This is a genomic window from Lysinibacillus sp. NPDC093692 (genome assembly GCF_050280125.1).
Classification (GTDB): Bacteria; Bacillota; Bacilli; order Bacillales_A; family Planococcaceae; genus Lysinibacillus.
The window spans coordinates 166,949-180,614 of record NZ_JBNNUW010000005.1 but is presented as its reverse complement, the minus strand read 5'-3'; the positions used below and the strand labels follow the sequence as shown (position 1 = coordinate 180,614).

Sequence of the window (13,666 nt, the reverse complement as noted above, 5' to 3'; positions counted from 1 at the left end):
TGCAGACGTATACTAATTTTAACTTAATTCAGAGGTGAGTGCATTGAAAGTAGGAATTGTTGGTGCAACCGGATATGGTGGATTAGAGCTTATTCGATTTTTACATAATCATAAAGCGGTGGAGCGGATCGATTTATTCACATCCTCAGAAGAAGGTGTTATTTTTTCTTCTAAGTTTGGTCATCTCGTTCATATAGCCGATACACCTTTACAAAAAATAGATTATGGGGCTTTAGAGAAATTTGATGTTGTTTTTACAAGTACGCCTTCAGGGGTGGCAAGTGAGCTATTACCTCCGCTGGTAGGGAAAGGTCCTAAATTAATAGACTTGTCTGGTGACTTTCGTTTACAAGATCCAGCGAGCTATGAAGCGTGGTACGGTAAAAAAGCGGCACCATTGGAAATCATTCAACAAAGTGTATATGGCTTAACCGAATGGAATGCAGAAAATATTCAACATGCTTCTCTTGTCGCAAATCCAGGGTGTTACCCAACAGCGGTATTACTTTCGTTGTTACCGTTGCTAAAAGAAAGATTGATTGATTCGAGCTTTTTAGTAATTGATGCAAAGAGTGGGATTTCAGGAGCCGGAAATAAACCATCGCAAACAACGCATTTTAGCGAGGTGAATGAAAGTTTATCAATCTATAAAACGAATACACATCAGCATATACCAGAAATTGAGCAGGCCATTTCAATGTTTACAGGGGCCAATACAACTATTACTTTTAATACGCATTTAGTGCCAATGACTAGAGGGATTTTATCTACCTCATATGCCCCTGTTATGCCTGGTGTTACAGAAGAGCAGCTAGTAGCTTGTTTACAGAGTGCTTATGAAAAGCATCCGTTTGTACGGATTGTTACAGATGCTAATAGTCTGGGAACAAATCGCGTTAAAGGTTCGAACTATTGCGATATTTCCGTGAAAGTAGATAGCCGTACGAATCGTGCCACAATCGTTGGCGTCATCGATAATTTAGTCAAAGGGGCTGCTGGGCAAGCCATTCAAAATATGAACGTTCAATTTGATTTACCACAAATTACAGGACTAGATGTCGTTCCATTCTTTATTTAACTTCTTTCAGAAAAATGTTTTAAGTAGCGAAAGTATAGCGTCAGCTTCAAATGTTTCTTATCTCTTATGTCGAGGATAATTGATTAACTAAGGAGGAAAGATTTTATGACATTAATAGCATCCGCAAGTATGATGAAAAAATTATCAATTAAAAATATTGTTTCACCAAAGGGCTTTAAAGCTGCGGGTTTACACTGTGGTTTAAAGCATAAGAAAAAGGATTTAGCTGTATTAGTCAGTGAAGTACCGGCGAGTGTAGCAGGTGTCTTTACAACGAATGCTGTGCAGGCAGCACCATTAAAAATAACGAAAGAAGTAGTGTACACAACGAAAAAAATGCAGGCGATGATTGTCAACTCCGGAAATGCTAATGCGTGTACAGGGAAGCAAGGGGCGAAGGATGCACAAACAATGCAATCCCTAGTAGCGGAAAAGCTTGGTATCGAGGCAAATTTAGTAGGAGTTTGCTCAACAGGTGTCATCGGTGAAATTATGAATATGGAGCCAGTAGCAAATGGGATTAATCAGTTAGAGCCAAAGGATAATTTAGAAAGTGCGATTGATTTTGCCCAAGCGATATTAACAACAGATACCGTTATGAAAAACACAAGTTACAGCACTATCGTTGATGGCAAGGAGGTTATTATCGCTGGTGTTGCAAAAGGTTCGGGGATGATTGAACCAAATATGGCGACAATGCTAGGTTTTATTACGACTGATGCAAATATTGAATCAGATGTTCTACAGGCTACTTTATCTGATATAACAAATTTGACTTTTAATGCAATTACAGTGGATGGAGATACATCTACAAATGACACAGTAGTTGTGATGGCAAACGGCTTAGCGGGCAATGAAGCTCTAACTCCTAATCATCCGGATTGGCAAAACTTCTACTTTACATTGAAAACAGTATCTCAAGACTTAGCGAAAATGATTGCCAAAGATGGTGAAGGTGCAACGAAGCTGATTGAGGTAGAAGTCGAAGGGGCAATTTCGGATGAAGAAGGACGTAAAATTGCTAAAACAGTAGTCGGTTCACCGCTTGTGAAAACAGCAGTATTTGGCTGTGATGCAAACTGGGGACGTATTATTGCAGCTGTAGGCTATAGTGGCGCAACGGTTGATCCGGAAAAAATTACGATCAAAATTGGCGGTGTAACTATGGTTGAAAACGGTGAGCCAGTTCCATTCTCGGAGGATGAGTTAATTCAAATTTTAAAAATGCATGAAGTGAAAATTTATGTGTCACTTGGTATTGGAGAAGGCAAGGGGCATGCTTGGGGATGTGATCTAACTTATGACTACGTTCAAATCAATGCCTCGTATCGCTCGTAAACGAATGGTCATTAAGCTTGGGGGTAGTACGCTAGAAGGCTTACATGAATCATTTTTTGAGAATTTTAAAAAACTTCAAGAGAGCGGTGTAGAGCTTATTATTACCCATGGTGGTGGCCCAGCTATCAACCGTGAACTTGCGGAGCGTGGAATAAAATCACATGCTATAAACGGTATTCGTGTAACGAGCGAAGCTGTAATTGATATCGTACAGTCAACGTTATTAGGAAAGGTCAATCCAGCGCTTGTTCATGAATTAACAACGGCTGGCATAGCTGCAATTGGTTTAAACGGATTTGATGATCAGTTGATTGTAGCCGATTACCTAGACAAAGATATATTCGGTTATGTTGGTGAAGTAAAGACCGTTAATACATCGTTACTAGAAGCATTAATAAATGCAGGGGTAGTACCAGTTATTGCTTGCGTTGGAGCGGATGTACATGGTCAGGCATTGAATATAAATGGAGATACGGTAGCAAGTGAAATAGCACTAGCTTTAGAGGCAGATAGCTTATTACTTGTAACAGATGTAAATGGTATTCGAATAAACGATGAATATCAATCGAAAGTAACACCTTCTTTCATCAATCAGTGGATTAATGAGGGGCATATTTACGGTGGGATGATACCTAAGGTTCAAGGAGCTCTCGAATGCTTAAATGCAGGTATTCCATCCGTGCAAATTGTTGGGGAATCCTTAGTAGGTACGACAATTTTATCTCATTTGAATTAAATGCTTGTCTTCACCTTTGAAAGTTACTCTTCGTTATAGTTGGAATGACTGTTCTAATGGCATAGAGGTAGCAATATAGTTGAGTAAGATTGAAGATTTTTTTAGCTATGAATTTAAGTAGGGGTGATTAGATGAGTGCTTTATTTGGAAACTATGGCAAACGCCGCGCCCAAATTGTCAAAGGGCAAGGAACAGTTGTTGAAGATGCTGCTGGGAAGAAATATTTAGATTTTACAAGTGGAATTGCAGTAGTGAGTCTTGGTCATGCACATCCTGCGATTGTGGAGGCTATTCATGATCAAAGTAGAACGCTTTGGCATACTTCTAATTTATTTGATATTCCTGGTCAGGAGAAGGTTGCACAAAAATTAATAGCTGATACACATTTTTCATATGCATTTTTCTGTAATAGTGGTGCGGAAGCAAATGAGGCAGCCATCAAGCTTGCACGTAAGCATACAGGGAAAAATCATATTATTACTTTCGAGAAATCCTTTCATGGACGAACTTTTGGAGCAATGTCCGCAACAGGTCAGGGCAAGGTACATAATGGCTTCGGACCACTTGTTGAAAAATTTACAATTCTTCCTTTTAATGATGTGGCAGCACTTGAAGCAACGATTGACGATACTGTCGCAGCAATAATGTTGGAGATGATTCAAGGTGAGGGCGGCGTTAACAGTGTATCACCAGAGTTCGCAGCAGCAATAGCTAAAGCTTGTGACGACAAAGGAATATTACTAATAATCGATGAGGTTCAAACGGGTATTGGACGAACAGGAACAAAATATGCTTTTGAACAAACGATTTTAAAGCCGCATATTGTGACGTTGGCAAAAGGGCTAGGTGGAGGCTTCCCTGTCGGTAGTATGATTGGCACAGCAGAGCTATATGAAACGTTTAGTCCTGGCACACATGGGACAACATTCGGTGGAAATCCACTTGCAATGCGTGTTGCTGAAACTGTGCTAGATCATGTCTTTGAACCTGCATTTTTACAAAATGTACAGGAGCTATCCGCATATTTTGTGAAGGAGTTAAAAGCGAATCTCCCTTCTACGTTTACCGTACAGGGCCAAGGCTTACTTCTTGGCATTTGCTGTGGTGATACTGAGGTAGCCTCGTATATAACTGCGGCAGAAGAAAACGGCTTATTGTTAGTAGGTGCAGGGCCAAATGTTATACGTTTATTACCTCCATTAACCGTGTCAAAAGCAGAAATCGATGAAGCAATTGCGATTTTAAAAACGATACTGCTGTAGTATCTGGACAATTATATACGATAAAAAAATCTGCTAGACTTCTTTGCAAGAAATCTAGCAGATTTTTAATGCTTATCTCCAAAATTGGGGATGATATTATTTAAAAAATATGCCATGTATATAAGTTGATTGGAGTGGAGACTGAGGGGCAGCGATAGAGGAACGAAGGCGAAAAACATCACATCCTGTGATATGCCTTCGTGACCAACGTCGGTGCTGTTGTTGCCGCCGCTGCGCTTTCGCACATTCCAAAACCTTTTGCTGTCGCTGAGCTTTCGCACAAACAAAACCAAAGCCTTCGCTATGGTGATATGTCTTTTAGTTAGTAAGATCTTATCCTGTTATGTTATTGCAGCTCTTTTACTAATGTTTTTACTAGTGTAGGGAGCCAATCGTGAAGTTGACTAAATGTAAAGCCTGCCGCTTCTGCCTTTGCAGTTGACATGTACCAATCTGCTGGAATCCCATATGGTGACTGCGACTTTTCATTGCCACCTACAAGAGATATTTTTGCATGCTTTCCGGTTGCATCTTCAATAAGACCTAGCAAATCCTTTAATGAAATTGCACCTTCCGCTGTTGCGTTATAAGTGCCTTCAATTGGTGTAATACCAGCAAAATACAAAAATGCAGCTGCTTCGTCATCTGTAATAAAGCTCATTTTTGCTTCAATATTTGGCAATGAAATAGGCTGTTCCTGTAAAATTCGTTCAACATGAAAATGTAAACGGCGTGTATAGTCGTTCACACCCATAACAATTGGGAAACGAACGGCGACAACAGGAAACATAGCTTCTTTGAAAAGTACTGCTTCTGCTAGACGCTTACCTTCACCATATGAAAAATCTTCGCGATTCCCCATTCGAATTTCATAATTAAATGGATTAAAATCTTCTTCTGTTTTGACAATCCCGTCTATTTCGTAAGTAGATAGAGTAGATGTAAAAACGAGCTTTTTCGTTTTACCTTCTAAAATTTCACATATTTTAAGAGCTTCATTCGGAGAGTAGCAAATATTATCATAGACAATGTCCCATGTAGTACTTGATAGCGCCTGTGATAATGAATCGGCATTATCTCGATTAACAATTAGCTGCTTCACCTTTGTACCAAAAGGATTTCCACTTTGTCCACGTGTTAAAATAGTTACATTATGTCCATTTTGAAGACAAAGCTCAACAAGTTTTTTACCAAAAAGGCGGGTGCCTCCTAAAACTAAAATGTTCAATTATTTCCACCCCTTCGAATTTATAGTCACCTATATAATGACAAAAAAACAGGCATACTACAATTACTTTTTAAATGTAGTATGCCTGTTTATTATTGTTTAGGTGGGTCAGTCGGCGGAGTAGTATTTCCGTTGTTTCCTCCATTAGAGCCGTTCCCAGTGTTACCGGAACCGTTGCCGTTTGAGCCATTCCCAGTGTTACCGGAACCGTTGCCGTTTGAGCCATTTCCAGTGTTACCGGAACCGTTGCCATTTGAGCCATTTCCAGTATTACCGGAACCGCTGCCGTTATTAGAGCCATTTCCAGTGTTACCGGAACCGTTGCCGTTATTTGAGTTGTTCCCGTTACTACCATCAGACCCATCGCCATTCTCTGAGCCGTTTCCATTTTGGTCCGAGTCATTGCCGTCAGTCGGTGGAGTAGTTGTTGGGACCTCTTCTTCCTTGTCTTTTTCAGGTTGTTTTTCACTTGCGTCGCCACCCGTAGAAACGGTATTGGATTGCGCTGAAGTTAAACCTGTAATATCTACAGCGACAACAACATAGGCATGACCACTTGCTACCGTCATGCTTTGTGAAGATTCAAGCACTGATCCAACAAGGGTTCTTTCGCCATTTGTTACTCGATAAATTCGGTAACCGACTACATCGTTTGAAGAGCCTGTCCATGATAATGTATTTCCATTAATTGAAGCAGATACTGCTGCTGGTGCATTATTATCTGCTGGGAAATCAACACCTGATACCGATGAATTCGCTAATGTCGAATTTTTTGGTAATAGGCTGGCCGGATTACCGCCAAGTGGGCCTAGCATTCGTTTAATAAATGCCTGATTTATTCCTGCACCGCTTGCTTTTACAAATTCTGATGGTGTGCTAGGAAGGGCATTATAGGTTTTACCTTTTATTGTAACAACGCTTGAAGAAGCTAAGCTATCATCAGCTTGTGAAGGTAAAAATACTTTTGCATTAAACAAATCAGAGCGCACGAGACCAGCATTAGCACATGCTGCAGATGGCGCTAAACCAGAAATACCACAGAATGATGCAGTGACAACGTTTTTCGGTTGCACAAATCTATTTTTAGGGGCGATTAACTGTGGATCTACATCATATACAGAATTCATTAATGTTCCCCATAGCTTGTTAATTCGCACACTAGGCTGCTGATACGTATTATTAAATGTATACAGTGACTGATTGTTATCATATCCCATCCATACACCAAGAGAAACATTCGGGTTATAGCCAACTAGCCACACGTCTTTGTAGTTTTGTGAAGTACCTGTTTTAGCGGCAAAGTCAGAAGAGAATTTTAATGTATTTCTTGCGACTGTACCTGTTCCTTTTGTTAACACATCTCGTAACATATCTGTAATGATATATGAAGTTTCAGGACTAAATACTTGTTCAGGTTTAACTTCGTGTTTATATATGATATTTCCATTTTGGTCTTCAATTCTATCGATCATATAAGAGTCTATGAATTGACCACCATTTGCAAAAGTTGCAAAGGCATTGGTGTTCTCTTCAACAGTAATACCTTCTTTTACGCCTCCGATACCAGCTGCAATGTTTGTGAAGTCATCGGGCTTTAGGGTTGTAATCCCCATCTTTACTAAATAATCGGCAGGGCGTCTGTTAAGAATACTATGATATAGTCGTAAAGCTGATAAGTTTTGTGAATCTGCTAATGCCTCACGTGCTGGAATTAGTCCTCGTTCATCACTAGTAATATAGTTGCTCGGGCTCCAGCTACCAATCGAGAATTTTACGTCGACTAATGGGCTACCTGCACCGATTACACCGTATTCTATTGCAGGTGCATATACGAGTAAAGGTTTCATTGTTGAGCCATTTGAGCGTTTTGCCTGTGTAGCATAGTTATAACTTTTTAATTCAAAATCACGACCACCGACAAAGCTTAAAATACGTCCGGTAGTATTTTCAATTAAAATACTTCCAACCTGTACAGGCATTTGAACATCAATTTCTTCACCTGTTACAGGGTCTTTGTCTTTAACAGTGTAAGTATGACCGTAAGTTTTAAAGTTTTCCGCTGCGCTTTGCATCGAATCGTACATATCTTTATTAATAGTTGAATAGATACGATAACCTTTTGAGCGGACATCACGATCTGCTAAAATCGTATACTTTTCTTTTAATTTTGTTTCATTTTTTAAGCGTTCTGGATCAACACCATCTGCTTCTGCTAGTTTTTCCGCAATAATGTCTCTTGCGCGACTTTCAAGCTCATACGTTAGCCAAGGATAGCGATCTTCTGCGCGCATCTCCGGTGAACGGAAGTCAGCAGTGATATCGTAAGCAAGTGCTTCTTTATATTGAGCTTCGTTAATATAACCTGCGTCTTTCATACGATAAAGTACAGTTTTCATACGATCAATACCCGGTTGCAGAGCTTCTTTACTTTTAAGTACACCTGTATTTGTGAAAGGTGTGTAAGCAAAAGGTGATTGAGGTATACCAGCTATATATGCTGCTTGAGGAAGTGATAAATCCTTTGCTTTTACATTGAAAATACCTTCAGCAGCTGTTTCTACCCCTGCAATGTTTCGACCGGAAGCGTTACGACCATAAGGAATTATGTTTAAGTAGGCCTCTAAAATTTCTTCCTTTTTCATAAAGTGCTCTAAACGCATCGCAAGTAAAAGTTCTTTTGCTTTTCGTTCATAAGATACTTCATTTGTTAATACTTGGTTTTTAATAAGCTGCTGTGTTAGTGTAGAACCACCTGTTTGTGTAGAAGAGTTGGTTACGTCTTGAAGTAACCCGCGGATGACGGCTTTCGGAACTATTCCGTTATGTTCACGGAAATACTCGTCCTCTGTCGCTAATACCGCATTAACAACATCAGGTGAGACAGCGTTTAATGTTGTTACTCGACGGTCTAAATCTGTACGTAATTTTCCGATATAAATATCGTTGGCAAAATAAATCTCACTTGTTGAATCATAGTTGAAAATTTCTTTTCGTAATTCTTCCTTAGAGCGTAGTGGCTCTTCTTTTACAAGTGAAGCAAAATAGCCAGCGCCAACTGAACCGGCAAATACAGTGCCTACCAATGCAAAGACTAAAAATAGTAAAAATAAGTTCCAGGCAACACTTCCTGAAATACGTAATTTCTTCATCCATTTTTGTTGAATTAATTCATCGATCTTTGCATTGATTTTCTCAATCCAATCTTTCAATGTATCGACCTCCTAAAATCTTGTCTATTATAGCACATATTGATTTAGGTCGAACATAATTATTGACAATGAAAAAGAATCGTTTAGAATTATGCTTATAGTTTTCTAGCGAAGAAGAGCTTGCAGTAGTGTCTATATTCCCTGTATAGAGAGCCAGCGGTTGGTGAAAGCTGGTCATAATGTAGAGACGAATTACGTGCTTGGAGCTTAGACGTGCGCGCCTGCGATAAAGGCGGTTGAATGAAGAGGAAGATGGATGACATCTTCAAGCTGGGTGGTACCGCGTTAGTTTATAACGTCCCTGCATGCAATATTTTGCGTGTAGGGACTTTTTTGTTTCTCCCTACACGGAATTATTAAACCCTTAGGAGGAATAAAAATGACGAACGAATTATTACAAGACTTAGAATGGCGCGGATTGTTATACCAACAAACTGATGCTGAAGGTATGGCCAAATTATTAGATGAACAATCTGTATCTTTATACTGCGGTGTTGATCCAACTGCGGATTCTATGCATATTGGACATATTGTGCCTCTTTTAACGCTACGTCGATTCCAAAAAGCGGGTCACCGTCCAATTTTATTAGTTGGTGGTGCGACTGGGATGATTGGAGATCCATCTGGACGCTCTGAAGAACGCCAATTACAAACGGTTGAGCAAATTGATAAAAATGTTCAAGGTATTCGTAGCCAATTAGAGCGTATTTTTGAATTTGCAGAAGATGGTAATGGTGCTCAGTTAGTTAATAACCGTGACTGGATTGGCAATATAAATACGATTGAGTTTTTACGTGATTATGGGAAATTAATTAACGTGAACTACATGTTAGCAAAAGATACAATTGCATCACGCCTTGATACAGGGATTTCATTTACTGAGTTTGCGTATACATTAATTCAAGGTATTGATTACAATCATTTATACAACCATTACAACTGTCGCATTCAAGTAGGTGGCTCTGATCAGTGGGGGAATATTACGACTGGTTTAGAAGTTATTCGCAAAACACATGAGGAAGAGACAAAAGCTTTTGGTATCACAATTCCGTTAGTAACGAAAGCAGACGGTACAAAATTTGGTAAAACAGCAGGTGGCGCTGTATGGTTAGATAGTAAGAAAACATCTCCATATGAGTTCTACCAATTCTGGATTAACGCTGCGGATGCTGATGTTGTAAAATACTTAAAAATCTTCACATTCCTTTCTCGTGAAGAAATTGAAGCTTTAGCAGTATCTGTAGAAGAGGAACCACATTTACGTAAGGCACAAAAAGCGCTAGCAGAAGAAATGACTCGTTTAGTTCATGGTCAAGAAGCATTAGACCAAGCAATCCGCATTACAGCTGCTTTATTCTCAGGTGACTTAAAAGCACTTTCTGCTGATGAAATGAAGGATGCGTTTAAAGATGTTCCTTCTATTGAAATGGCGAAAGAAGATAAAAATATCGTGGAGTTACTTGTGGAAGCAGGTATTTCTCCTTCAAAGCGTCAAGCGCGTGAAGACGTAACGAATGGCGCGATCAGCGTGAACGGTGAAAAGGTCACTGAATTAGAATATGTCATCGACAGCAAAGATCGTTTAGAAGATGCATTCAGCATTGTTCGTCGCGGCAAGAAAAAATACCATATGGTGAAGTTTGTTTAATTCAGACTTATACAACAAGACATCCCCTCAATATTTGAGGGGATGTCTCTTTTGGATGGAAATCAACCCCTCTCTTTGCAGAAGAGCCATACTTTTATTTTTAACTATCTAAAAAACTAGGAAGCTTTATGTGCTCATATTCTTGGGGGTGAAGCAAATTCGCGAGCTTTAATGCACCCTCTATAAGGCGTGGTGATGGACGACAATAAAGCCATTCCTCCATTACGTAAAGCTGTTTCGTTTTAACAGCTCGAAGCACCTGCGCATTGGAACGTTTTAATAAATTGGCCGGTTGAATACGCTCAAAGGCAACTCCTACCCAAGCCATCATAATATAGTCTGGGTCACGCCTTACTACATCAGCCCAATCAGTTTGTACGCTTGCAAGTTCTACATCCTGAAACAGATTTTGCCCACCGGCAATGGCACTAATTTCAGTTAGCCAATTAATATTCCCTGGAGTAAAGATAGGATTTGGCCACCATTCCCAATAAAGAGTAGGTTTTTTAGGAATCGTTTGAGCAACTGTGCGAAGACGATCGATACATTGTAAATACTCCTCAGAAATTTCTTTAGCACGACCTTCAACCCTACAGGCTTTCCCTAAAGTATGGAGATCCTGTGCGATTTCCTCTAATGAATTAGCATTAAAAACAATGTGGGGAATATTTCTAGCTTGTAACGCTTCAATATTTTTTTCCATGCCGGGGACACTTAAGGATGCGAGTACAAGATCAGGCTGTAATGCTTCTAATGCATCCATATCAATTGATAAATCTGGGCCAAGTTGAGGTAAGTCTTTTACTGCTAATGGCCAATCCGAAAAATCATCGACACCAACAAGCTGATCAGTCAGGCCTAAATAAGCAACAAGCTCGGTATTACTCGGACAAATTGAGATTAAACGCATCTTCTTATCTCCAATTCTTTTTAAGAAAAGTATAACGAGTGTTGTGGTCACATACAATGCCCGAACGATGTTCGCAATAAAAAGCATGCCTACAAGAGACATGCCTTTTGCTTACTTATTAAGAAAGTGCGATAGCTTCAAGTGATTCTTCTTTTTTCGCTACAGGGCCCATCGCATTTGTAATAATTTGTTTAATGTCTTCTAAAGTTGCTTTACGTGGGTTTGTTGCAGCGCATACATCTAAAATTGCGTTTTTCGCTAAGATTTCAATATCCTCATCTTTCGCGCCTAATTCGCGGAAGCCACTTGGAATGTTCAAATCTCTAGAAAGATTTTCGATTGCTACAATTGCTTTCTCAGCAGCATCACGTTTACTTAATGCTTCAACGTTCTCGCCTAACAATTCTGCGATTTTTGCAAAACGCTCAGTACGTGCTGTTAAGTTGAAGCGGCAAACATGTGGCAATAGAATAGCGTTACATACGCCATGTGGTAGATTATAGAAACCACCTAATTGATGAGCAATTGCATGCACATAGCCAAGGGATGCATTATTAAACGCCATGCCTGCTAAAAATTGTGCGTAAACCATTTGCTCACGTGCTTCTAAATCTGCACCGTTTGCATAGGCACGTGGTAAATATTCAGGAACAAGCTGAAGTACCTTTTCTGCACATGCATCAGTAATTGGTGTTGCGTTTGTCGACACAAATGATTCGATTGCATGTGTTAATGCATCTAAACCAGTAGCCGCTGTTAGAGCAGGAGGTAAGCTAATCATTAACTCAGGGTCATTAATCGATAGTAGTGGAGTAACATGTTTGTCCACGATAGCCATCTTCACTTTACGAGCTGTATCCGTAATAATTGTGAAGCGAGTCATTTCACTTGCTGTACCAGCAGTTGTGTTAATAGCGATTAATGGAACCAGTGGGTTTTGTGATTTGTCAACGCCCTCGTAATCATGTATGCGTCCACCATTCGAAGCAATAAGTCCGATACCTTTTGCTGCATCGTGTGCACTACCGCCTCCAAGAGAAACGATTGAATCACAGTTTTCAGCATGATACACTGCAATCCCGTCTTCAATGTTTTGATCTGTTGGATTTGGTTCTGCTTTCGGGAAAATTGCTACATCTATTCCAGCAGCTATAATGATGTTAGCAATTTGTTCAGAGAGACCTAATTTGTGTAAGCCCTCATCTGTTACGATTAATGTCTTTTTCACTTCTAAATCATTTAAACGTTTACCAACTTCTTGAATTGCTCCAGGTCCAAATAAGTTTGTTTTCGGCATAACAAATTGCTTTAGAACGTCTGACATAATTCCAACCCCTTTAAAATAATTGTTATTGCTTGAATGATGGCGAACCACCTTTCGAAATTCATAGTATTCTATTCCATGTAAAAGTTCAACTCGTATTTTTATTAAAATTGTTAATTTTAATCATGTTATTATTTTACAAAAAAGATAGATAGGTTTTTGATATGATGAAAGGTTGGGTTGTCTAAGAGTGTTGAATTGAAGACGTTTTGAAAATTGTTTTCCTATGAAAGTAAAATATATTTTTTGGAATATGGTTCTATTTTAAAGAAGTATTGAATAGTAAATAACTGATAATTTGTTATTAATATATTAGTAGTGATTATGTTGTTTTTTAATTGTGTAATTACTATTTTAAAGTACATAAAATCGTCATACTTTATAGGAATATTTAAAATTATTCGACCCTCCTTTTTAAATTTTTTAAGGAAATCCATAATGCGAGAGTTACATAAAGAATGACAGTATATCCGAGTAATGCGCACATGTAAAAAATTTCCTTTGAATCTGAACTGATTGGAGGATAACCACTGTGAGCATTAAAATGATATATTTCCTGCTTATAACCGAACCAAATAGCTACTAATAAAAAGTTGATTAGAAGAAGAGCCAGTAAAGCTTTTTTATGAAAAGTGATGTGCAGCAGACTTTCTTTAAAAGTAATTGGACACTTTGTTTCCTTGCTTTTAAAGGGAACTAAGAAAAAAATCATGATGCCACTATAGACTAAAACCAGCACAGTAAGTTCAAAACTCCTCATTAATTCCTCCTTTGAATTTCTAATATTTCCTATTTAGACTTCCATGAAGATAAAAGGGTTCCTTTTTCATTGATATATATATTTACAAACTGAAATGAAAAAGTTTTTATAATCTGGGCACTTTTCAGGGATATTTGCAATTTTATTGAATAATATTTCAATGAAGATATATT

At 38.8% G+C, this 13,666-nt stretch carries 10 protein-coding genes and 1 other annotated feature; of the genes, 5 read left to right on the top strand and 5 right to left on the bottom strand.

Translation table 11 applies throughout. From position 1 onward, the window contains the following. Positions 1-43: 43 nt before the first annotated feature. The 4 genes from argC (at position 44) to ACQKN4_RS07890 (ending at position 4,414) form a co-directional block, all read left to right on the top strand. Positions 44-1,078 (top strand): N-acetyl-gamma-glutamyl-phosphate reductase, encoded by a 1,035-nt coding sequence (gene argC, locus ACQKN4_RS07905; protein WP_427483203.1) that lies wholly within the window; start codon positions 44-46, stop codon positions 1,076-1,078. A 105-nt stretch (positions 1,079-1,183) separates the two neighbouring features. Beyond that, positions 1,184-2,416, top strand: coding sequence for a bifunctional glutamate N-acetyltransferase/amino-acid acetyltransferase ArgJ (gene argJ / locus ACQKN4_RS07900; protein ID WP_079561634.1), 1,233 nt, complete (start codon positions 1,184-1,186; stop codon positions 2,414-2,416). Continuing rightward, a complete protein-coding gene (gene argB / locus ACQKN4_RS07895; protein ID WP_427483201.1) occupies positions 2,379-3,152 on the top strand; it encodes an acetylglutamate kinase in 774 nt (257 codons plus the stop codon). Before argJ ends, argB begins: the two co-directional genes overlap by 38 nt. 131 nt (positions 3,153-3,283) lie before the next feature. Next, positions 3,284-4,414, top strand: coding sequence for an acetylornithine transaminase (locus ACQKN4_RS07890; RefSeq protein ID WP_427483199.1), 1,131 nt, complete (start codon positions 3,284-3,286; stop codon positions 4,412-4,414). Between the two features lie 346 nt (positions 4,415-4,760). Here ACQKN4_RS07890 and ACQKN4_RS07885 read toward each other — a convergent pair whose 3' ends face one another. Beyond that, complete coding sequence (locus ACQKN4_RS07885; RefSeq protein ID WP_427483197.1) at positions 4,761-5,642, bottom strand: NAD-dependent epimerase/dehydratase family protein; 882 nt, start codon at positions 5,640-5,642, stop codon at positions 4,761-4,763. Between the two features lie 92 nt (positions 5,643-5,734). Beyond that, on the bottom strand, positions 5,735-8,851 hold the full coding sequence (locus tag ACQKN4_RS07880) for a transglycosylase domain-containing protein (protein WP_427483195.1): 3,117 nt from the start codon (positions 8,849-8,851) through the stop codon (positions 5,735-5,737). Between the two features lie 102 nt (positions 8,852-8,953). Then, positions 8,954-9,157 (top strand) — a binding site (T-box leader). 73 nt (positions 9,158-9,230) lie between these two features. On the opposite strand from ACQKN4_RS07880, the gene tyrS reads away from it, so the two are divergent. Next, entirely contained in the window at positions 9,231-10,499 is a 1,269-nt protein-coding gene (gene tyrS, locus ACQKN4_RS07875) for a tyrosine--tRNA ligase (RefSeq protein ID WP_079561629.1), read from the top strand. A 100-nt stretch (positions 10,500-10,599) separates the two neighbouring features. On the opposite strand, the gene ACQKN4_RS07870 is transcribed toward tyrS, so the two are convergent. From ACQKN4_RS07870 to ACQKN4_RS07860, 3 genes are all read right to left on the bottom strand, one after another. Beyond that, positions 10,600-11,409: a cobalamin-binding protein gene (locus tag ACQKN4_RS07870; RefSeq protein WP_427483192.1), complete on the bottom strand. Its 810-nt coding sequence runs from the start codon at positions 11,407-11,409 to the stop codon at positions 10,600-10,602. Between the two features lie 118 nt (positions 11,410-11,527). Next, complete coding sequence (locus ACQKN4_RS07865) at positions 11,528-12,733, bottom strand: iron-containing alcohol dehydrogenase (RefSeq protein WP_427483190.1); 1,206 nt, start codon at positions 12,731-12,733, stop codon at positions 11,528-11,530. Positions 12,734-13,130: 397 nt separating this feature from the next. After that, the gene (locus tag ACQKN4_RS07860) at positions 13,131-13,493 is read right to left on the bottom strand and encodes a hypothetical protein (protein WP_427483188.1); all 363 of its coding nucleotides are present in this window, start codon (positions 13,491-13,493) and stop codon (positions 13,131-13,133) included. Positions 13,494-13,666: the final 173 nt, after the last annotated feature.